The sequence below is a fragment of the Pseudomonas sp. NPDC090203 genome (assembly GCF_044746765.1).
GTDB classification, from domain to species: domain Bacteria; phylum Pseudomonadota; class Gammaproteobacteria; order Pseudomonadales; family Pseudomonadaceae; genus Aquipseudomonas; species Aquipseudomonas putida_AD.
Map to the genome: position 1 here is coordinate 112,060 of NZ_JBIVCV010000001.1, position 20,162 is coordinate 132,221.

Here is a 20,162-nt window from a genome sequence, read left to right on the forward strand (position 1 = left end):
CACCCCTTTGCCGCCGGGGTGCCGGGGGGGGGGGGTGTGCCAGACGAATATGGGCGGGCTCACACCCCCCCCCCGCCGGCAAGCCGTGCTGCTACGGGGTCATTTGTGTTGCTTAGAACTCAAGCTTCGCCCGCGCCACCAACTGGCGCGGTTCGCCGATGGAGATGGCAGGCGACCCCAAGCCGCTGGCCGAGGTGTAGTACTTCTCGTCGAACATGTTCTTGAGGTTCAACTGCAGGGTCAAATCGCGTTCATCGAGCTTCATCTTGTAGGAAACAAAGGCATCGGCCACTTTCGACGAAGGCAGGTAGTACTCCTTCCCGGCGCCGTCGTTCACGCCCCAGCGACTGGCGAAACGCGCACCGGCACCGGCGCGCAGGTCACCAATGCCCACATGGCCTAAGTCGCGGGTCAGGTACAGGGCGCCGGTGTGTTTCGACACGCCGTCGAGCGGCTGGCCCTTGAGAATCGGGTCTTCCAGCACCTTGGTGTCGGTGTAGGCGTAGCTGCCGGTCAGGCTCCAGAACTCGTTGATCTGCCCGGTGATGTCCGCCTCAAGCCCCCTCGAACGCACCTCGCCCGACACCCGGGTGCAGGTCTCGGTGCCACAGGGCTCGCTGGTCTGCACGTTCTGCTTGTTGATGTTGAACAGCGCCACGGTGGCGGTGATCGCATCGTTCTGGAACTTGGTGCCGATCTCATAGGCCTTGCCCTCCTCCGGCGGCAAATCACCGATGGGCGAGGCAATCGAGGTGTTGGGGCGGAACGACTCGGTGTAGCTGCCGTACACCGACCAGTCCGGCTGAATCAGGTACACCAGCCCGACACGGGGCACGACCTTGCTGTCCTTCACATCGGCACCGACCACGAACGGTCGGCCCTTGCCAGTCATCTCGTCGAAGGCGTCGTAGCGCAGGCCCGCCTGGAAGATCCACTGATCGTTGAGGTGAATGGCGTCCTGGACGAAGAACGCGTGGGTGCGCAGGTGATCGGTCTGGTCGCTGTTCGGCGCGCTGACCGTGCTCGGCTGCTGGGTCACGCCATAGACCGGCGCGTTGTAGTTGAAATCGGTGCGGTTGGCGCTGCGGTACAGGTCGCCCAGCTCGCGGTCGTTCTTCATGTAGTCGGCGCCGAACAACACCTCGTGGCGCATGTCGCCCCAGTACAGGTTGCCGAGCATGTTGACGGTGGCGGTGTGGGCGAACTGCACCGCGTCACGGGTGGCATCGCCACGGCGGGTCACCGCACCGGTGTTGTAATTGGCCGAGATGAAGCGCGACTGATAGTCGTTGTAGTAGTTGCGGCTGTAGGCGTAGCCGGTGCGCAGGGTCCAGGTGTCGTTGAGGCGGTGGTCCATGCGCAGGTCCATGGAATCGGAGCGCCCGGTGGTGACGTTGAACGGCTCGTCCAGACGGCGATTGCGCGGGATGTCCAGCACCTTGCCGGTCCTGGTGTTGATCTGCGTGCCACGGTCGAAGGGCACCGAATATTCCATGTGCTCATAGGCCACCGAGACCGTGGTGTCGTCGCCATACCAGGCCAGGGACGGCGCGATCACCGACTGGTCGATGCTGCCGAAATTGCGCCAGTAGTCGTAGTTCTGCTTGTCGGCGATGACGCGATAGGCCAGGCCGTTGGTGCCGATGGGGCCCGTCAGGTCGATCTGCTCGCCGCCGCCACCGAAGCTGGTGCCGAACGCGGAGATGGAATGGGCGGCCTCCAGTTGCGGCTTCTTGGTCACCACGTTGATGACCCCGCCCGGGTCCTGCACGCCATAGAGCATCGAGGCCGGTCCCTTGAGCACTTCGATGCGCTCGGTGGTCGGGGTGAAGTTGCGTGCCTGCACCGACTGCATGCCATCGCGCATGATCGAGTTGTCGCGGTTGGTGCCGAAGCCGCGCTTCTGGATCGCATCCTGGGTACCGCCCAGGGTGTTGCCCTGCTTGACCCCGCTGACCGCATTGATCGCCTCGTCCAGGCTGTTGGGCTGGCGGTCCTCGATGACCCGGTTGGTGACCACGTTCACCGTCTGCGGCACTTCGACCAGCGGCGTTTCGGTACGGGTGGCAACCGAGGCCTTGCGCGCCTGATAACTGGTGCGGCTGTGCTCGGTCTCGCTGATTTCACGCTGGGAGCTGGCGTCGATGTTGACGGCGTCCAGCTGCATTTCCGCAGCCTGGGCAACGGAACCCATGCCCAGCGAGCACAGCAGCGCCGTGGCCGAACAGACTCCCAACAGGGAGGCGGGACGAAAAGCGGGAGAAACGGATGAGGCTGTCATGAACGGAAAACCCTGGGTGTCGAGTAGTGATGGCGTTCGCTGGAAACGAATCTGATTCTCACTACACGGATGCCGAGGGGATTTACCTCACCTGTTTTTTTGAAAAAAAACCCAAGCACCCTTTGACACCTGTAGGAGCGCGCTTGCCCGCGACGGCGGTGTGCCTGTCACCGCAGATGTGCCTGACACACCGTCGTCGCGGGCAAGCGCGCTCCTACAGCTTGGCCACCATCAAAGTGCCATCAATCCCGCTTTCGAAAACAAGCTGTATCATTCGCCCCGCTCCACCCTCCTCCTGCGTAGCGAAATCAAGGATTGTTCATGCGTACCCGCTCCCTGACTCCTCTTGCATTGCTCATCGGTGCGACCCTCTGCGGCCAGGCTCAGGCCAGCGGTGACGACTCCTGCTACCCCAACTGGTCGCTGCTGCGCGACTCGCTGGATGTCTGCAACAACCTGGCATTCCTCACGCCCGGCAACGACAGCCGGGTCAACCTGCGGCTATTGCTCGCCGACCGCAAGGCGCTGGAGATCAAGCCCAATGCCTTGGGCGAAGACGAGCTGGCCGAGGGTTTCGGCCCGGTGCCATTCGCCGTGGCGCGGCTGGACATCGCACAGATCGAGGGTGACGAAAGCGAAGAGTCAGGCAAGGCCGCGCTGGGCGAGTTGCTGGAGAAACTCGGCATCAAGCGCGACTCCACCGACAGCGCAGGCCAGGCCTTCCTGCAAGGCGAAGGCAGCCGCTGCCGCAGCAACCGCGATGACAGCGCCGCGCAGTTCATCAGCCAGTTGCAGGCCAGCGCCGCCCTGCCCGATGCCGAACGCCAGAGCCTGGCCCGCAGCCGGGTGCAACTGCTCGACGCCTGCACCTGGGAAGGCGAGAAACTGGCAGCACTGCTGCCCACCGGCATCCAGTCGGCCGAGGGCCTGGGCTTTCTCATCTACCTCAAAGCCGCCTCGGACTTCTACAGCGGCCATTTTGCCGACGCCGAAAACGGCTTCGCGAGCCTCGCCGACAGCGCCCAGCCATGGCTCAAGGAAACCGCGCTGTACATGATCGCCCGCACCCGCCTGAACGATGCCCAGCAGGATGCATTCGACGAGTACGGCACGCGCAAGGACAACATGGACCCTGCGCCTTACGCCAAGGTCGCACAGGCGTTCGACCAGTACCTGAGCGCCTACCCGAAAGGCACCTACGCGATTTCGGCCAAGGGCCTGCTGCGGCGTGTGCACTGGCTGGCGGGCGAGAGCGAAAAACTCGCCGGGGACTACGACTGGCAACTGACCAAGGCCGAAGACCAGCAGCGCAACGCTTCGATGGACGCGCTGATTCAGGAGGCGGACAACAAGCTGCTGATGTCCGCGCCCGACAAGCTCGACAGTCCGCTGCTGACCGCGACCCATGACCTGATGCTCATGCGCCCGGACGGCGCGTCGAAAATGACCCGCGAACAATTGCAGGCGCACAAGGCGGTGTTTGCCGAGCAACCGGCGATGTTCGATTACTTGCAGGCGGTGTTCGCGTTCTATATCGAGAAGAACCCAAGCGATGCGCTGAAACTGTTGCCCAAGGACATTCCCGACAACCTCGATTATTTCGCCTTCAGCCAGCAGACCCTGCGCGGCCTGGCGCTGGAAGCGAGCAATGACCTGCCGGCGGCCCAGGCGCTGTGGCTGAAGTTGTTGCCGCAGGCCAAACAGCCGTTACAACGGGACCAACTGGAACTGGCCCTGGCGATGAACTACGAACACAGCGGCCAACTGGACAAAGTTTTCGCCGCCGACTCGCCGATCCAGTCGGCGCAAGTGCGTCTGATCCTGCTGGGCAAGGTTGCCGGCAACGAGTTGCTGCACCAGCAGATCACCCAAGGCATCAGCCCCACCGAGAAAGCCACCGCGCAGTTCGTGCTGCTGTACAAGACTCTGCTGTACGGCCAGTACGCAGCTTTCGCCGAAGCCCTCAAGGCGCTGCCGACCAAGGCTTCCGAAGAAAAGCTCGGCACCAGCCTGGGCTACGTCTACGGCGACGGGCAGAGCCTGCAACTGTTCCACTGGAACGGCGACAAGGCCGAGTCCAGCTACGCCTGCCCGAGCATCGGCGAAACCGCTGCCGCCTTGCAGGCCAACGGCAAGGACGCCAAGGGCCTGAACTGCCTGGGTGAGTTCATCCTGCGCAACGGCCTGGACAGCATGCCCCTGGACCAGCGCCCTGCCGCGCCGCAACTGGCAAGCAGCGAGCCGGGGTTCAAGGGACCTGTGTTCTCGCGTCTGGACGGCTATCAGGCAGTGATCGCCAACAGCGCCGCCACCCGCGACGACAAGGCCTACGCCCTGTACCGCGCCATCAACTGCTACGCGCCTTCGGGCTATAACAGCTGCGGCGGCAAGGACGTAGCGCAGTCGGTGCGCAAAGGCTGGTTCAAGCAGTTGAAGAGCACCTACGCCGCGACGTCGTGGAGCAAGTCGCTGCAGTACTACTGGTAATGAAGAGGCGGTTGATCGCGCTGCTGCTGGCAATGCTCGCCGGCAGCCCGGCTTGGGCGGCAGTGGATGCGCGGGACCACGATGCGTTCTGGCTGTGGAGCGGCGTCGCCTCGCAGCCGGTGCTGGATCAGGCGCGCACGCTGTATGTGTTGCAGGGCCAGATCTTCGCACCCCGTCGTGACCGCCAGCGGGTGGACTTCATCGCTCAGGGCATGGGCGTACGCCGCTTGCCGCAACAGGACCTGTGGATCGTCTACCGCGCCCACACCCTGCGCTGGCCGGAAGCCGTCTACAGCCAGTTGCTGGGGCAGGTATCGCGTTGGCAACAGGCAGGCAATGCGGTGACCGGCATCCAGATCGATTTCGACGCCCGCACCCGCTACCTGCAAGAGTACGTGACCTTTCTCAAGGACCTGCGCCAACGCCTGCCCGCCCGCTACAAACTGAGCATCACCGGGCTGATGGACTGGAGCAGCAACGCCGACCCGCAGGCCATCGCCCAGTTGCAGGGCGTGGTGGACGAGGTGGTGGTGCAGACGTATCAGGGCCGCCACAGCATCCCCGACTACGCCGCCTACCTGCCCCGCATGAGCCGGCTTGGGTTGCCGTTCAAGGTCGGTCTGATTCAGGGCGGCGACTGGACCGCGCCGGAGTATTTGCAGAGCAGCCCGTGGTTTCGGGGGTATGTGGTGTTTTTGCAGAATCGCCAATCCCGAGACTGACACTGAACCCTGCGGGGGCGCTCGCCCGCGACGGCGGTCCATCGGCTCCACCTTCATCAACTGACACACTGCATCACCACTGTAGGAGCGCGCTTGCCCGCGACAGGGCCGTGCCTGGGCCGGTGATATATCTGACACGCCGCCGTCGCGGGCAAGCGCGCTCCTACAGTGAATCTGTGCCATGGCGATGGATCTGCGTCATGCCAATTGATCTCGGTCAGACTTCGATCTCGATATCCAGCAACGCAGCCCCCAGCGCCTTGCCATGGGCATCCAGCGCCAGGGATCTTGTCACCCCGCCCTTGAGAATCCCCGGCAGCACGAAATTCAGCGCCTGCACGTTGGGCAGTTCATAGCGCCGTACCGCCCCTGCCTCTGGATTCAGCAACTGGGCAAAGTGGGCAGCCACACGCTCAGCGGTCAGTTGCTCGACCAGCCGTGGATAATCCTCGGCCCTGAACGCAACCACCGAAATATTCGAGGTATCGCCCTTGTCACCGGTACGGGAATGGGCCAGCTCGCGTAATTTGACTGAACTCACGATGCATCCTCCAGATGAACCTGCGGCGTGACCGCATCCCGGGGCAGCAACAGCGACGCCACCGCCACCACCTGCCGCACCCCTTTGGTCGCCCCGCCGCCGCCATAGGGGCCGTTGGTGTAGAGGGTTTCCACTTCGTTGCCAATCCGCACCGCCTGGGCCTTGTCTGCGCAGCGACCGGCCACCCGCAAGCGCACTTCCCACGGCTCACCACCTGCGCGGGAACCCAGTTCGGCGCCGTGCAGCGAGTCGACGCCCATCAGGTCGGCGCGCACTTCATCACAGACCACACCGGTGAGCTTCAGTCGTTCCAGCACCACCTCACGGGCCAGTTGCGCGCGGGCCAGCGCGCCGGGGCCGCCATAGGAAATCTGCCCCTCGCCGACCCAGCCATCCAGGTAACCCACCGACACCTTCAGCGTCGGCGGGCGGGCACGACCATTGGCGCCGTCGGCCCTCACCTGATTGGCGGCGATGGTGCTGAACGACACAGCGGAGAAATCAGCCGTGACGTCCGGCGTCAGGTACGCCGAGGGATCATGCACCTCGTAGATCATCTGCTCAGTGCAGGTCGCGGTGTCGATCCGCCCGCCAGAGCCTGCGACCTTGCTGATGACCGCCCTGCCCTCGGCGTCCACTTCCGCCAGCGGGAAACCCAGGCGTGCCAGATCGGGCACGTCCTTCACCCCCGGATCGGCAAAATAGCCGCCGGTGATCTGCCCCGCGCATTCGAGCAGATGTCCGATCAGGGTGCCGCGCCCCAGCCGCGTCCAGTCGTCATGAGCCCAGCCGAATTCGAACAGCTGTGGCGCGAGAAACAATGAAGGGTCCGCCACGCGCCCTGTGATCACCACATCGGCGTCGGCCTTGAGCGCTTCGACGATGCCTTCGGCGCCCAGATAAGCGTTGGCGGAAATCAGCCGCTCGCCCAGTGAACCGACCGTGGCGCCGTTGTCGAGCAACTGTTCGGGAGGCAGTTGCGCGAGCACGTCATCGCCGGTCAGCGCGGCCACGGTCAGACCGTGCAGCCCCAACTCGGCTGCAATGCGCCGCACTTCGCGCGCGGCCGACAGAGGGTTGGCCGCGCCCATGTTGCTGATGATGCGCAAGCGGCGCTGCCCGGCTTCACGCCCACGGGCCACGAACGGCAGCACCCGGCGCATGCGCTCGGACAACAGCGGATCGAAACCGGCCTCGGGGTCCGCCAGCCGCGCCTGTTGCGCCAGCGCGATGGTGCGCTCGGCCAGGCACTCGAAAACCAGGTAATCCAGCTCGCCCTTTTCGGCCAGTTCCACAGCGGGCTCGATGCGGTCACCCGAGTAGCCGGCGCCGGAGCCAATACGTAGGGTTTTCATTCAAAACACTCCCAGCAGCAGTGCGGTCAGGGTCATCAGCACCGAGGCGCCAAACAGGAACGGGATGGTGAAACGCTGATGGTCCGCCAGTTCGATCTTGCACAGGCCCACCAGCAGGAAGGTCGCAGGCGTCAGGGGGCTGACCGGGAAGCCCGTGGTGTGCACGCCCAGCAGCGACGCCTGGGCCACCTGCAGCGGGTCGATGCCCAGGGTGCGGCCCACCTCGGCAATCACCGGCATCACGCCGAAATAGAACGAATCGGGGTCGAATAACAGGCTCAGCGGCATGGACAGGAAGCCCACCACCATCGGAATCAACTTGCCGTGCCCGGCCGGAATCTGCGCCACCGCCACCTCGGCCATGGCCTTGAGCATCCCGGTGCCCTGCATGATGCCGGTGAACACCCCCGCCGCCAGAAGAATGCTGGCCATGGTCAGGGCGGTCTTGGCATGGGCATCGATGCGCGCCCGCTGGGCGTCGACGTTGGGGTAGTTGATACACAACGCAAGCACAGTGCCGACCATGAACATCACCACTGGATCGACCCAGCCGGCAATCATCACCGCCATGACCACGATGGTCAGCAGCAGATTGAGCCAGAACAAACGCGGACGGCGCAGCACTTCTTCCTGCTCGGTCAGCACGCGCTGGGGCACGACATCGACGTTCACGCCCTTGCCCAGGCCCAGGCGCTTTTCTTCACGACGGCCCAGCAACCAGGCACTGATAAATACGAAGGCAAGGCCGACGATCTGCACCGGAATCAACGGCTGGAACAGGTCCGCCACCGGCACGTGCAGGGCCGCCGAGGAACGCAGCACCGGGCCGGTCCAGGGCAGGAAGTTCACCCCTGCGGCCATCGCCGCGACACAGGCGAGAATCCTGCGGTCGATGCCCAGCCGGGTGTACAGCGGCAGCATCGCCGGAATCGTCACCAGAAAGGTCACGGCGCCGGAGCCATCCAGGTGCACCAGCAACGCCAGCAGCGCTGTCCCCACCACAATGCGAGTAGGCCGGGTGCCGACTGTGCGCAGGATGCGGTCGATGATCGGGTCCAGCATCCCGGCGTCGGTCATCACCCCGAAGAACAGGATGGCGAACACGAACATGCCGACCACGGGCGCGACGTTCTTGATACCGGTGATGATGAAGGCGCTGGTTTGCAGGCCGAAACCGCCGATCAATGCGGCAATGATCGGCAAGGCGATCAACGCGACCAGGGGCGAGAGGCGCTTGCTCATGACGGCGGCGAGCAAGCAAAGAATAGTAATGACACCGAGCGTGGCGGGCATGGACGGATCCTTGGTCATTCCTCTGCACAGTGCATGGAATGAGCTGTTGTTGTTTTCATCGAGTATCAAAACGGGGGTAAGATTTGTAAATTGAAATGTTTGCAGTCTCACATTCGGAAAATCCGAACATGAAAAACTCGATCCAACACATCCGCGCCTTCCTGGCCGTGGCCAACAGCGGCAGCTTTGCCAAGGCGGCGGTGGAGCTGAACCTTTCGCCCTCGGCGCTGACCGTGCAGATCCAGCAACTGGAAGACTGGCTCGGCGTCACCCTGCTCGAACGCAGCCCGCGCCATGTCAGCCTGACCGCCGCCGGGCAGAACAATCGCGGGCCGATGGAAAAGCTGCTGCTTGACCTGGACAACATCGTCAGCGGCTCAAGGGATCTTGCCGCCCTGCGCCGGGGCGTGGTGACCATCGCCGCCCTGCCCTCGATGTGTTCAGGCGCTCTGCCGCCGATCCTCAAAACCTTCCGCGAGCAGTTTCCGGGCGTCGAAGTGCGACTGCGGGACGTGGTGGCCCAGCGCATCGACGCGCTGGTGCGTGAAGGCGAAGTGGATTTCGGCCTGGGGGTGCGGGCCCGGCTGAGCCACGGGCTGGAGTTCGAGGTGGTGATGATGGACCGGCTGAGCCTGTTCGTGCCGCTGGATCATCCCCTGGCCGAGCGCGGTTCGATTGCGCTGGCTGAACTGGCCGGCCAACCGATCATCCTCACCGGCCGCGACAGCAGCGTGCGTGAACGGGTGGAACAACTCTTTGCCGACGAGGGATTGATTCTGACGCCGGGGCTGGAAGCGAACTACATGTCCACGGTCATGGCCCTGGTGCGTCAAGGGCTGGGGATGACACTGCTACCCGAATCCGCCGACGAAGGCCGGGGTGACCTGGTGCAGGTGCGCATTGAGCATGCGGGGGTGAACCGGGAGATCGGCCTGATAACCCGCACCGGCTTCAGCCTGAGCCCCGCAGCGACACGATTCGCCGATCTGATGAAGAAATCCCTGCCGACGATCACTACGTAGCAGCCCGGCCGGGCGGCGCTCCGCTTGCCGGCGGGAGCGGTGTGTCAGATACGCAAATTCTGGCTGATCCGCCGCTCCCGCCGGCAAGCCGTGCTGCTACGGGGTCCCGGCACAACGCAAATCCCTCTTGCAGCTTGCGGCTTTAAGCTTGCAGCTGCCCCATGGCTGAACGCCACCTGAACACCTGCACAAATCCTGAAAAAAGCAAAAAAACAAGTATGCTCATTCAATAATGAGTATCATTATGTTACACATTGGCTGAATGCGAATGGCTCCAGTACGCGTTCACGCTGCACACCCTATCAGATTTACTTCGGTGATAAATGCTTGTTCCATTCTTGATCATGTTGCGCGAGGGGATTGAGGCCGCGCTTATCGTTGGCATCATCGCCAGCTACCTGAAGCAGACCGGCCGTGGCGAGTGGATGCCAGCCGTATGGATCGGGGTCTTCCTCGCGGCAGCGCTGGCGCTGTTCGTCGGCGGCGGCCTGGAAATGGTCAGCGCCGAGTTCCCGCAGAAGCAACAGGAACTGTTCGAAGGTGTGGTCGGCCTGATCGCCGTGGTCATCCTCAGTTCCATGGTTGTATGGATGCGCAAGGTCGCGCGGTCGGTCAAGCATGATCTCCATCAGTCCCTGGACGCCGCCCTCGCCGGCTCCAGGAACCAGACCTACGCCCTGATCGCCATGGTGTTCTTCGCCGTGGCCCGCGAAAGCCTTGAAACCGTGTTCTTCCTGCTGGCCGTGTTCCAGCAGAGCGAAGGCGCATCCGGCCCGCTGGGCGCGTTGCTGGGCCTTATCATCGCGGTCGCGATCGGCATCGCCATCTACAAAGGCAGCATGCGCCTGAACCTGAGCATGTTCTTCCGCTACACCGGCCTGTTCATCCTCATCGTGGCGGCAGGCATCCTGGCCAACTCGGTGCGCTCGCTGCATGAAGCCGGGATCTGGAACTACTTCCAGGAAGTGGTCTTCGACATCAGCCCGATCCTGCCGATGGACGGCCCGACCGGCTCGGTGCTGGCCGGCATGTTCGGTTATCAGGACGCGCCAAGCGTCAGCGTACTGGTGGCCTACCTGGCCTATCTGGTCTTCGCACTGGTCCTGTTCTTCAAGCCGCAGGCCAAGGTGGTGAGTCTGCCCACCCGGCCTGCCCATGAACACGGCCACTCCACTTCAGTTTCGAACAAATAAGGGCAACCATGACCTCCAGTCCCAACGGCCTTCCGCCCAAGAAAGCCAAGCCACCTCGCGCCCTGCAGTTCGCCGTCGCAGGCTCGGTACTGCTGATGATCGCGGCAGGCGCCATGTTCTATTTCGCATCCCAGGCCGCGCACAAAAAGCGCGTGGCCAACAGCGGCAACGAAACCGTGGTCACCATCCACGCCAAGAACTGCGAGCCGAACGAAATCACCGTTCCGGCGGGCAAGAATGCGTTCCGTATCGTCAACGCCTCCGAGCGTGCCGTGGAGTGGGAAATCCTCGACGGCGTGCTGGTGGTCGAGGAGCGTGAAAACATCGTTCCGGGCCTGAGCCAGATCATCAACGCCAACCTGCAGCCGGGCGACTACGCCATCACTTGCGGTCTGTTGAGCAACCCGCGCGGCACCCTGCACGTGACCCCGACCGCCGAATCCGACGCTGCGGCCAAGGCCCGTCCTTCAATGGTGGCGTTCATCGGGCCGCTGTCCGAATACCGCGTCTACCTGAGCACCCGCAGCAGCGCGCTGATCCGCGCCGTCACCGACCTGCAGCAAGCCATCGAAAGCGGCGACCTGACCAAGGCCCAGCAAGCGTATGCCCCGGCCCGCGCTGCCTATCAGCGCATTGCCCCGGCTGCCCAGCGTCTGGCGGAACTGGACAACGCCATCAACGCACGCGCCGACTACTTCGAAAAACGCGAGCAGGACCCAGGCTTCGGCGGCTTCCACCGCATCGAATTCGGCCTGTTCTCGCAGAAGTCGGTCGATGGCCTGGCGCCTGTCGTGCAGAAACTGCAAAGCGACATCGCCTCCCTGAAAGAACAACTGCTGGCCCAGAGCATCGCCCCCGAGCAACTGGCGAGCATGGTGGTGCGCAACATCAGAAGCCTGGCCGAGATCCGCAGCAACGGCGAGGAAGAGCGCTACAGCCACGTCGATGTCACAGGTTTCGCCGCCAACCTTGAAGGCACGCGCAAGGTCGTCGACCTGCTGCGCCCTCTGCTGAGCAAGACCTCGGGCGACGTACTCAAAAAGATCGACGACGCGGCCACCGCCCTCGACGATCAACTGGTCATGCTCAAGACCGACGACGGCTACAAGCCGTACGACCAGGTCAGCAGCGAGCAGAAGAAACAGATTTCGGACAAGGCCAAGGCACTGGCCGATGCACTCGATGGAATCGATCCGGCCCTGGGCCTCACCGGCCTGTAAGCGCCCCCGGGCGGGTGTTCGACGCATCCGCCCGGCCCTGAAACCAGAGCGAAGTAAGCCTCCAACATGAAAGATTTTGATTCATCCAACGCGCCGATTTCCGCTGAACGCCGTCGTGTCCTGCTCGGTCTGGGCGCTGCTGGCGCTGCCATTGCCGGTGCCAGCCTGAGCGGCAACGCCCTGGCCGGCAGTACCTCGGGACAGCCTGCCCCTGCGCAAGTGACTGAAGCGCCGAAAAGCGAGAAGACCCAGGACCACAACGATTTCCACGGCGTCCACCAGAGCGGCATCGTCACCCCGCGCCCGGTGGCCGGGATGATGGTGTCCTTCGACGTGCTGGCCCAGGACCGCGAAGACCTGGAGCGCATGTTCCGCACCCTCAACGACCGCATCGCCTTCCTGATGACCGGCGGCCCGGTGCCCCAGGTCGATCCGAAGCTGCCGCCGCTGGATTCCGGCATCCTCGGCCCTGTAGTGACGCCTGACAACCTGACCATCACCGTGTCGGTGGGTGACTCGCTGTTCGACGAGCGCTTCGGCCTGGAAGCCGTCAAGCCCAAGCGCCTGCAACGCATGGTCGGCTTCCCCAACGATGCACTGGAAGCCGCCTGCTGCCACGGCGACCTGAGCATCCAGTTCTGCTCCAACGCGCCGGACAGCAACATCCACGCTCTGCGCGACATCGTGAAGAACCTGCCGGACCTGCTCATGGTGCGCTGGAAACAGGAAGGCACCGTGCCGGCCCAGGCCCCGCTCAAGCCGGGTCAGCAGCCGGAAAGCGCGCGCAACTTCCTGGGTTTCCGTGATGGCTCGGCCAACCCGGACTCCAACAACCAGAAGACCATGAACGAGCTGGTCTGGGTCCAGCCGGACAGCGACGAACCAGCCTGGGCGGTCAACGGCAGCTATCAGGCGGTGCGGATCATCCGCAACTTCGTCGAGCGCTGGGACCGCACGCCACTGCAGGAGCAGGAGTCGATCTTTGGCCGCACCAAGGCCGCCGGCGCGCCGATGGATGGCAAGAGCGAAACCGACGTCCCGGATTACAAGAAGGACCCGGAAGGCAAGATCACCCGCCTGGATTCGCACATCCGCCTGGCCAACCCGCGCACCGCGGACACCCAGAAGAACCTGATCCTGCGTCGCCCGTTCAACTACTCCAACGGCGTCAACAAGAACGGCCAGCTGGACATGGGGCTGTTGTTCATCTGCTACCAGCAGGACCTGGAAAAAGGCTTCATCACGGTCCAGACCCGGCTGAACGGCGAGCCGCTGGAGGAGTACCTCAAGCCCACCGGCGGCGGTTATTTCTTCACCCTGCCGGGCGTCGTGGACAACAACGATTTCATTGGCCGGTCGTTGCTGGCCGCTGCCGCCGCTGTAAAAACAAAAACTGCCTGACAACCCTTACCTCACAGGAAGAGCTCCATGAAAAAGTCGCCTCTCGCGCTGTTGGTTACCCTTGGCTTGTTGCAGACCCCATCGGTGTTCGCGGCTACCGCGCCACTGGATCTGGTAACGCCGGTTTCGGACTACAAGATCTACGTGTCGGAGCACGTCGACACACTGGTGGCAGAGACCCAGAAATTCACCGACGCCGTGAAGAAAGGCGATCTGGCAACGGCCAAGAAGCTGTTCCCGACCACTCGCGTTTCCTACGAGTCCATCGAGCCGATCGCCGAGCTGTTCAGTGACCTGGACGCCTCGATCGACTCCCGCGAAGACGACCACGAAAACGGCGTGAAGGCTGACGACTTCACCGGTTTCCACCGTCTGGAGCACGCCCTGTTCTCGCAGAACACCACCAAGGATCAGGCTGTGTTCGCCGACAAGCTGCTGGCTGACGTCAAAGAGCTGCAATCGCGCATTGCCGACATGACCTTCCCGCCAGAGAAAGTGGTGGGCGGTGCTGCCGCGCTGATGGAAGAAGTCGCTGCGACCAAGCTGTCCGGTGAAGAAGACCGTTACAGCCACACTGACCTCTATGACTTCCAGGGCAACGTTGACGGCTCGAAGAAAATCGTCGACCTGTTCAAGCCACAACTGCAGAAGTCTGACGCTGCGTTCGTCGCCAAGGTCGACAAGAACTTCGCCACCGTGGACAAGATCCTGGCCAAGTACAAGACCAAGGACGGCGGCTACGAGACCTACGACAAGGTCAAGGAAGCCGACCGCAAGGCCCTGGCTGGCCCGGTCAACACCCTGGCTGAAGACCTGTCGCAGATGCGTGGCAAACTCGGTCTGAACTGAGTCCTGCCGCGTTTGTGATATTGATCGTGCCCACGCTCTGCGTGGGCATGTCTCCCATGACGCTCTGCGTCATCCCGGCAAGAGACGCAGAGCGTCCCGGGCGGCGTTACCACGCGGAGCGTGGGAACGATCATCAACATCTCCCTCCAGCGGCTTAAATCCCGCTAAACCAGTTATACCCTTGATCCTCCCAATACCCGCCCGGGTAATCATTGGTCACGAAGATCTCGACGATGTGCTTGGGGTTCTTGAAGCCCAGCTTGGTCGGCACGCGAATGCGCAGCGGATAGCCGTAGGACGGTGGCAGCGCCACTTCGCCGAAATCCAGTGCCAGCAGCGTCTGCGGGTGCAGCGCGGTGGGCATGTCCAGGCTTGAGTAGTAGCGATCGGCACATTTGAAGCCGACGAATTTCGCCGTGGTGTCCGCCCCGACATGCTCAAGGAAGGTGCGCAACGGCACCCCGCCCCACTGCCCTATCGCGCTCCAGCCTTCGACGCAGATCAGCCGCGTGATGTCGGTGCGCTGTGGCAGTTTGCGCAGGCCGTCCAGGGTCCACGACGCCTTGTCACGCACCAGCCCTGATACGCCGAGCTTCCAGTCCGCCACGTCCAGGTCGGGGATGTCGTCCTCGGCGTAATAGGCGTTGAACGGGAACGGGTTGCGGATCTTGTCCTTGCTGAAGGTCGGCGCCAGTTTCTGCCCGCTGAACAGCCAGGCCTGGACCCGGTCGTTCCAGCGCGACATGGACCACAGCACCTTGTCCACCTGATCGCCGTCCTGCAGATTGCAGCCGCTGAGCATGGCCATGGCGCCGACGGTCAGGCCGCCTTTGAGGAAATGCCGCCGTTGCAGGTTTTCCAGTTGTGTCTGTTGCGCAGGTTCCAGGCGGATGCGCTGGATCGCGCGTTTCTTGGGCTCAATCATGTTCAGTCTTCCCGCTTTCCACTGGCCGCACCCCGCCGGTAATCATCGGCAACAGGGTCTTGGGCACCAGCAACACCAGCGCCAGATGCACCACCACAAAAGCACCGATCGCCGCCATCGCGCCGAAATGCACGAAGCGGGCGAAGTCATAGCCGCCGAACAGCGCAGTCAATTCCTGCAATTGGATGGGCTTCCAGATCGCCAGGCCCGACACCACGATCAGCACGCCCGCCGCCAGCACCAGCCAATACATCAGCCGCTGCACGGCGTTGTACACGCCCTTCTCATGCTTGAGGCGAAAGCGCAGGGCATCGAGCAGGTCGCGTTTGACCGCCGTCGGCGAGACGGGCAACAAGTCGCGTTTGAAGTGGCGGCTGAACAGGCCATACAGCACGTAGGCCAGGCCGTTGAACACCAACAGCCACATCACCGCGAAATGCCAGGCCAGCGCCCCGCCAAGCCAGCCGCCCAGGGTGAAATCACGGGGGAATGAGAAGGCAAACAGGGGTGAGGCGTTATAGATCGCCCAGCCGCTCATGAACATGCAGACCATGCCGAAGGCGTTGATCCAGTGCGTGAGGCGAACGGGCCAAGGATGAATTCTGGTTTTTTTCATTTTCAAGCCTCGTCACGGGCCAATAGCTGTAGGAGCGCGCTTGCCCGCGACTACGGTATGTCTGACGCGCATTCGGTGACTGACATGACGCCGTCGCGGGCAAGCGCGCTCCTACAAGAATGCGCCTGTTACATCGGCGGCTGGAACCCATCCTTGCCGACCGCTACACCGCGGGCGGTCTTGCCGTCTTCGGCCGGGAACACCACAACCTTGGCGCCCTTGACCAACTCATCGACCTTGCCTGCTTCCACGTACGCAATCGGCACGTCTTCCGGCACCACCAACTGCTTCTCGCCACCCTTGTAGCTTACGCTCAGGGTACGGCCGTTGGCGTTGGTCAGCTTGCCGACAGTGCCGTTAGTCATGGTGCCGGTGCTGCCATCGGCGTTCTGCCAGCCGTAGTGGCCTTCACCGCTACCTTTGAGGCTCGCTTCGAACACCGTCACTTCCAGCGCCTTGAGCGTGCCGTCAGCCTGCGGCGTGGCCGCCGAGCCGATGAAGCTGTCGGACTTGATCGAGGCGATGTCGGCCTTGGACACCAGACGCACGCCGGTCTTGTCGGTCAGCCCGATGCTTTGATGGGCGCCTGCGCGGGTGGTGAAGTTCAGGGTGTTGTTTTCGACGCTGTCGACCGTGCCGCGCAGTGGCTTGACCACCGGCATGTCGGCGGCGGAGGCCATGACCGCGGCGCTGAGCATCAGCATGCCAAAGGTGGTGGACAGTGCAGTCTTGATCTTCATCGATGCATTCCTTGAGGCAGGTTTCAGAACGAATGGGAATGTGTTGTCGCTGCGTAACTGATAACCATAGTTGATCGCCAACCGGTACTGGACCATGACCGGCCAATGACATTTTTGTCATTCGCCCGACGCCTGCGCCCATGACAAAAATGTAACCGACCTCGCCCCGCCAGTTGGTTACACTCCGCATTCCACGGGGCATCCAGCCGTACGGCCCCGGCCAAATTCTGCGAGCGTCACCTCTACATGCACATCCTGCTGATCGAAGACGATACCAAGACCGGCGAATACCTAAAGAAGGGCCTGAGCGAATCCGGCTACAAGGTCGACTGGACCCAGCACGGCACCGACGGCCTGCACATGGCCCTGGAAAACCGCTACGACCTGCTGGTGCTGGACGTGATGCTGCCGGGCATCGACGGCTGGCAGATCATCGAGATCCTGCGCGGCAAGCAGGATGTGCCGGTGCTGTTTCTCACCGCCCGGGACCAGCTTCACGACCGAATTCGCGGCCTGGAACTGGGCGCCGACGATTACCTGGTCAAACCGTTTTCCTTCACCGAACTGCTGCTGCGCATCCGCACCATCCTGCGCCGGGGCGTGGTGCGCGAGGCCGATCATTTCCATCTGGCCGATCTGGAACTGGACCTGCTGCGGCGCCGCGTCACGCGCCAGCAACAGGTCATCACCCTGACCAACAAGGAATTCGCCCTGCTGCACCTGTTGCTGCGTCGCGAAGGCGACGTGCTGTCCCGGGCGCAGATCGCCTCGGAGGTGTGGGACATGAACTTCGACAGCGACACCAACGTGGTGGACGTGGCGATCAAGCGCCTGCGCAGCAAGGTCGACCTGCCCTTCCCGGTCAAGCTGATCCACACCGTGCGCGGCATCGGTTATGTGTGCGAGGTGCGGCCATGCGAGCCCGACGCCAGCCATCCCTGACCCTGCGCTCGACCCTGGCGTTTGCGGTGGTGGCGATGCTCGCCGTGGCCAGTGCCGGGATGTACCTGTACGAAACCATGAAAGCCTCGGTCATGACCCGCAGCGATCACGCGGTGCTGGCGCGCCTGGATCACTTTCGCAAACTGTTGCAGTACGACCTGAGCCTGGAAACCCTGCGGAGCAGCCCGCAACTGTTCGAGAACATGCTCGACAGCGAGGACGACATCTTCATCATCGCCGAGCCCGGAAAGACCCCGGTCATCATGGTCAATCCGCTCAAGGCTGCCCTGCCCGAGATGCCGGTGGTCGGCGTCGGTCAGCCGTTGAGCACCGACGACATGCGCGGCGCCGCCGTGGGGCCGGACGAGATTCCCATGCGTGCTGCCACCGCCCAGGCCCTATCCGACGGCAAGGTGGTGAACCTCACTGCAGCGCACCTGGCAGTCAAGGAAATGGCCACCCTGGCCAACTTTCGCAACCGCATCCTGTTCGCCGTCGCGCTGGCCTTCGTCGTGACCGCCCTGCTCGGCTACCTCCTGCTGCGCCGTGGCCTGCGCCCGTTGCGGCGGATGGCTGCCCACGCCACCGCCATCACCCCGGCCCGGCTGGACAGCCGCATGGAAAGCCGCGACACCCCGGTCGAGTTGCAACAGTTGAGCGACGCCTACAACGCCATGCTCGACCGCCTCGCCGACGGCTATCAGCGCCTGACCCAGTTCTCGGCGGACCTGGCCCATGAAATCCGCACCCCGGTGGGTTCGTTGATGGGGCATTGTCAGGTCGCGCTGCGCCAGCCGCGCAGTGCCGATGAGTATCAGGCACTGCTGGCCTCCAACCTTGAAGAGCTGGAACGCATCTCGCGCATGGTCGAGAGCATCCTGTTCCTGGCTCGCGCCGACGACGCCCAGGCGGCGCTGAACCGTCAGCCGCTGGAGCTGGAGGATGAGCTGCAGCGGGTGACCGGGTATTTCGAGGGCCTGGCCGAAGAGCGGCAGATGACCCTGAACATCGCAGGCGACGGCCGACTGGATGCCGACCCCCTGCTGTTGCGCCGGGCGCTGAGCAACCTGGTGGCCAACGCCATTCGCTACGCCGACGAAGGCAGCCGGATTGACGTTCGGGTGGTCGATGCGGCTGATCGCTGCCAGATCGAGGTGGAAAACCAGGGACCGGTGTTGAGCGAATCGGCGCTGAGCAAACTCTTCGACCGCTTCTACCGCGCCGACGCCTCGCGCCACCAGAGCTCGGACTCCAACGGCCTGGGCCTGGCCATCGTCGCGGCGATCATGCAGTTGCATGGCGGCGAGGTCACAGTGAACCAGCCCGCGTCAGGGCGGATCTGCTTTTCCCTGATCTTCCCCAAACCCTGAATCCCTACGCACCGTAGCAGCCCGGCCGGGCGGCGCTCCGCTTGCCGGCGGGAGCGGTGTGTCAGGTAAAAATTTCTAGATGACACACCGCTCCCGCCGGCAAGCCGTGCTGCTACGGGATCAAGCTCACGCTTTTTTATCGTGGGAAATTTGCAACTTGTAAAACGTTGCCGCGCCGCCTTCAGTCGCGTACCCGGTGTTGTCCTGGGTGTAGACGCCTGCCTTGAAATACAGCTGCTTGCCATTCCAGGTCTGGTCCAGTCGGGTGCCCCATTGCATTTCGTGGGCGTTGACGGTCAGGTCGCCGCTGGGCGTCAGGTGGATGGTGTAGGTGAAGCGTTCCTTGAGCCGCACGCCGGTGGCGATCTGGATCACTTCGGGCTCCGAAGTCGGGGTCAGGCGAAACTTGGCGACGATATTGCCGGTCGCGGTTTTTTCCTTGTACTGGTACTCAAGCTTGATCAGCGGCTCGGTGCTGCCATAGCAGTGGATCTGGCCGATGACGATCTTGCCCGACGACGGCACCTGGTCCACGGTCAGCGCCGCACGCAGGAAATTGTCCGCCTGGGTGTAGGTCCAGTTGTGGACCGCGCCGTTGGCATAGGTTTCGCGCAGTTCAGTACGCGGGTAGATGGCGTTGTCGGTTTTTGAGCCGGTCACCGGTGCCCAGAAAAACAGCGTGTCTCCGGAACGGAAATACCCATCCTGATAACCGCCGACCAGTTTGGCGGTGTCGACAGTGACGGCGGGTGTGCCGACGGGTACCGAGAGATTCCAGGTGGCGAGATCGATCATGTTGCGCTCGTGGGTGCGCATTGCGCACCAGCAAAGGGATGTGTCTGGAACGAGGCTTTGAGCCGTGTTCCCTGTCGCCTTTGCTATCGGCTGAAACGGTTGATCTTTAGCCTCGGCCTCAGTCAAGAAACCGCCGGAATACCCCTGAAACTGGCCATGGCCATCATCACGACATCACACTATTCAAACGGATATTTGTGCGTTTTTTGATCAGACTGGCGAAAACCGGGCAGATGGTCGGTGTCAGTTTTTTGGAGGGTTGCCAGGAGGGATCAGCAAAAATACCCGCCGCCTCCGACAGACGGTCAAGGTTTTCATCACCCCGTAGGAGCGCGCTTGCCCGCGACGGCGGCGCGCCAGTCCATACCTGCGGCTCAGACATACCGGCGTCGCGGGCAAGCGCGCTCCTA

Annotated in this window: 18 protein-coding genes; 9 read left to right on the forward strand and 9 right to left on the reverse strand. The window is 63.1% G+C overall.

Annotated features, from left to right (window positions below):
* Window positions 1-112: 112 nt before the first annotated feature.
* Window positions 113-2,239 (reverse strand): TonB-dependent siderophore receptor, encoded by a 2,127-nt coding sequence (locus ACIPO9_RS00505; protein ID WP_400778770.1) that lies wholly within the window; start codon window positions 2,237-2,239, stop codon window positions 113-115.
* A gap of 363 nt (window positions 2,240-2,602) precedes the next feature.
* Here ACIPO9_RS00505 and ACIPO9_RS00510 point away from each other — a divergent pair, with 363 nt between their 5' ends.
* Window positions 2,603-4,768, forward strand: a complete 2,166-nt coding sequence (locus tag ACIPO9_RS00510) for an outer membrane assembly lipoprotein YfiO (protein WP_400778157.1) — start codon at window positions 2,603-2,605, stop codon at window positions 4,766-4,768.
* The gene (locus ACIPO9_RS00515) at window positions 4,768-5,490 is read left to right on the forward strand and encodes a DUF3142 domain-containing protein (protein WP_400778159.1); all 723 of its coding nucleotides are present in this window, start codon (window positions 4,768-4,770) and stop codon (window positions 5,488-5,490) included. The genes ACIPO9_RS00510 and ACIPO9_RS00515 overlap by 1 nt, the downstream gene beginning before the upstream one ends.
* Window positions 5,491-5,707: 217 nt before the next feature.
* Here the strand turns inward: ACIPO9_RS00515 and ACIPO9_RS00520 are convergent, their stop codons facing one another.
* Genes ACIPO9_RS00520 through ACIPO9_RS00530 form a run of 3 tightly spaced genes read right to left on the reverse strand, consistent with a single transcriptional unit; the run spans window position 5,708 to window position 8,679 of the window.
* Window positions 5,708-6,031: a hypothetical protein gene (locus ACIPO9_RS00520; RefSeq protein ID WP_400778161.1), complete on the reverse strand. Its 324-nt coding sequence runs from the start codon at window positions 6,029-6,031 to the stop codon at window positions 5,708-5,710.
* A complete protein-coding gene (locus ACIPO9_RS00525) occupies window positions 6,028-7,386 on the reverse strand; it encodes an acyclic terpene utilization AtuA family protein (protein ID WP_400778164.1) in 1,359 nt (452 codons plus the stop codon). The genes ACIPO9_RS00520 and ACIPO9_RS00525 overlap by 4 nt, the downstream gene beginning before the upstream one ends.
* Window positions 7,387-8,679: a CitMHS family transporter gene (locus tag ACIPO9_RS00530; RefSeq protein ID WP_400778166.1), complete on the reverse strand. Its 1,293-nt coding sequence runs from the start codon at window positions 8,677-8,679 to the stop codon at window positions 7,387-7,389.
* A 128-nt stretch (window positions 8,680-8,807) separates the two neighbouring features.
* Between ACIPO9_RS00530 and ACIPO9_RS00535 the strand changes: the two genes are divergently transcribed.
* The 5 genes from ACIPO9_RS00535 (at window position 8,808) to efeO (ACIPO9_RS00555) (ending at window position 14,364) form a co-directional block, all read left to right on the forward strand.
* Complete coding sequence (locus tag ACIPO9_RS00535; protein ID WP_400778167.1) at window positions 8,808-9,701, forward strand: LysR family transcriptional regulator; 894 nt, start codon at window positions 8,808-8,810, stop codon at window positions 9,699-9,701.
* 323 nt (window positions 9,702-10,024) lie between these two features.
* Window positions 10,025-10,894 (forward strand): iron uptake transporter permease EfeU, encoded by an 870-nt coding sequence (efeU, locus tag ACIPO9_RS00540; RefSeq protein ID WP_274131988.1) that lies wholly within the window; start codon window positions 10,025-10,027, stop codon window positions 10,892-10,894.
* Window positions 10,895-10,902: 8 nt separating this feature from the next.
* Window positions 10,903-12,114, forward strand: a complete 1,212-nt coding sequence (gene efeO, locus ACIPO9_RS00545) for an iron uptake system protein EfeO (RefSeq protein ID WP_400778169.1) — start codon at window positions 10,903-10,905, stop codon at window positions 12,112-12,114.
* A gap of 66 nt (window positions 12,115-12,180) precedes the next feature.
* Complete coding sequence (gene efeB / locus ACIPO9_RS00550; protein ID WP_400778172.1) at window positions 12,181-13,515, forward strand: iron uptake transporter deferrochelatase/peroxidase subunit; 1,335 nt, start codon at window positions 12,181-12,183, stop codon at window positions 13,513-13,515.
* A 27-nt stretch (window positions 13,516-13,542) separates the two neighbouring features.
* The gene (gene efeO / locus ACIPO9_RS00555) at window positions 13,543-14,364 is read left to right on the forward strand and encodes an iron uptake system protein EfeO (RefSeq protein WP_274131985.1); all 822 of its coding nucleotides are present in this window, start codon (window positions 13,543-13,545) and stop codon (window positions 14,362-14,364) included.
* 154 nt (window positions 14,365-14,518) lie between these two features.
* Here efeO (ACIPO9_RS00555) and ACIPO9_RS00560 read toward each other — a convergent pair whose 3' ends face one another.
* The 3 genes from ACIPO9_RS00560 to ACIPO9_RS00570 all read right to left on the reverse strand — a co-directional run bounded on the left by ACIPO9_RS00560 (window position 14,519) and on the right by ACIPO9_RS00570 (window position 16,639).
* Window positions 14,519-15,289: a molybdopterin-dependent oxidoreductase gene (locus ACIPO9_RS00560; RefSeq protein ID WP_400778175.1), complete on the reverse strand. Its 771-nt coding sequence runs from the start codon at window positions 15,287-15,289 to the stop codon at window positions 14,519-14,521.
* Entirely contained in the window at window positions 15,282-15,905 is a 624-nt protein-coding gene (locus ACIPO9_RS00565; protein WP_400778178.1) for a cytochrome b/b6 domain-containing protein, read from the reverse strand. Before ACIPO9_RS00565 ends, ACIPO9_RS00560 begins: the two co-directional genes overlap by 8 nt.
* A gap of 128 nt (window positions 15,906-16,033) precedes the next feature.
* The gene (locus ACIPO9_RS00570) at window positions 16,034-16,639 is read right to left on the reverse strand and encodes a hypothetical protein (RefSeq protein ID WP_400778772.1); all 606 of its coding nucleotides are present in this window, start codon (window positions 16,637-16,639) and stop codon (window positions 16,034-16,036) included.
* A gap of 252 nt (window positions 16,640-16,891) precedes the next feature.
* Between ACIPO9_RS00570 and ACIPO9_RS00575 the strand changes: the two genes are divergently transcribed.
* Both ACIPO9_RS00575 and ACIPO9_RS00580 read left to right on the forward strand, forming a co-directional pair.
* Window positions 16,892-17,587 carry a heavy metal response regulator transcription factor gene (locus ACIPO9_RS00575; RefSeq protein ID WP_274131979.1) on the forward strand — a complete coding sequence of 232 codons (696 nt, stop codon included), beginning with the start codon at window positions 16,892-16,894 and terminating at the stop codon, window positions 17,585-17,587.
* Window positions 17,560-18,957, forward strand: a complete 1,398-nt coding sequence (locus ACIPO9_RS00580; protein WP_400778181.1) for a heavy metal sensor histidine kinase — start codon at window positions 17,560-17,562, stop codon at window positions 18,955-18,957. Before ACIPO9_RS00575 ends, ACIPO9_RS00580 begins: the two co-directional genes overlap by 28 nt.
* Window positions 18,958-19,083: 126 nt before the next feature.
* On the opposite strand, the gene ACIPO9_RS00585 is transcribed toward ACIPO9_RS00580, so the two are convergent.
* Both ACIPO9_RS00585 and ACIPO9_RS00590 read right to left on the reverse strand, forming a co-directional pair.
* Window positions 19,084-19,752 carry a polysaccharide lyase family 7 protein gene (locus ACIPO9_RS00585; protein ID WP_274131974.1) on the reverse strand — a complete coding sequence of 223 codons (669 nt, stop codon included), beginning with the start codon at window positions 19,750-19,752 and terminating at the stop codon, window positions 19,084-19,086.
* A 166-nt stretch (window positions 19,753-19,918) separates the two neighbouring features.
* Window positions 19,919-20,134 (reverse strand): hypothetical protein, encoded by a 216-nt coding sequence (locus ACIPO9_RS00590; protein WP_400778182.1) that lies wholly within the window; start codon window positions 20,132-20,134, stop codon window positions 19,919-19,921.
* Window positions 20,135-20,162: the final 28 nt, after the last annotated feature.

Excerpts from the sequence above, each read along its gene's own strand:
- ACIPO9_RS00575 (WP_274131979.1), top strand. The coding sequence starts at position 16,892 with ATGCACATCCTGCTGATCGAAGACGATACCAAGACCGGCGAATACCTA.
- efeU (WP_274131988.1), top strand. The coding sequence starts at position 10,025 with ATGCTTGTTCCATTCTTGATCATGTTGCGCGAGGGGATTGAGGCCGCG.
- efeB (WP_400778172.1), top strand. The coding sequence starts at position 12,181 with ATGAAAGATTTTGATTCATCCAACGCGCCGATTTCCGCTGAACGCCGT.
- ACIPO9_RS00590 (WP_400778182.1), bottom strand. The coding sequence starts at position 20,134 with ATGTCTGAGCCGCAGGTATGGACTGGCGCGCCGCCGTCGCGGGCAAGC.
- ACIPO9_RS00565 (WP_400778178.1), bottom strand. The coding sequence starts at position 15,905 with ATGAAAAAAACCAGAATTCATCCTTGGCCCGTTCGCCTCACGCACTGG.
- ACIPO9_RS00580 (WP_400778181.1), top strand. The coding sequence starts at position 17,560 with ATGCGAGCCCGACGCCAGCCATCCCTGACCCTGCGCTCGACCCTGGCG.
- ACIPO9_RS00515 (WP_400778159.1), top strand. The coding sequence starts at position 4,768 with ATGAAGAGGCGGTTGATCGCGCTGCTGCTGGCAATGCTCGCCGGCAGC.
- ACIPO9_RS00530 (WP_400778166.1), bottom strand. The coding sequence starts at position 8,679 with ATGCCCGCCACGCTCGGTGTCATTACTATTCTTTGCTTGCTCGCCGCC.
- ACIPO9_RS00535 (WP_400778167.1), top strand. The coding sequence starts at position 8,808 with ATGAAAAACTCGATCCAACACATCCGCGCCTTCCTGGCCGTGGCCAAC.
- ACIPO9_RS00525 (WP_400778164.1), bottom strand. The coding sequence starts at position 7,386 with ATGAAAACCCTACGTATTGGCTCCGGCGCCGGCTACTCGGGTGACCGC.
- ACIPO9_RS00510 (WP_400778157.1), top strand. The coding sequence starts at position 2,603 with ATGCGTACCCGCTCCCTGACTCCTCTTGCATTGCTCATCGGTGCGACC.
- ACIPO9_RS00560 (WP_400778175.1), bottom strand. The coding sequence starts at position 15,289 with ATGATTGAGCCCAAGAAACGCGCGATCCAGCGCATCCGCCTGGAACCT.
- efeO (WP_274131985.1), top strand. The coding sequence starts at position 13,543 with ATGAAAAAGTCGCCTCTCGCGCTGTTGGTTACCCTTGGCTTGTTGCAG.
- ACIPO9_RS00585 (WP_274131974.1), bottom strand. The coding sequence starts at position 19,752 with ATGATCGATCTCGCCACCTGGAATCTCTCGGTACCCGTCGGCACACCC.
- efeO (WP_400778169.1), top strand. The coding sequence starts at position 10,903 with ATGACCTCCAGTCCCAACGGCCTTCCGCCCAAGAAAGCCAAGCCACCT.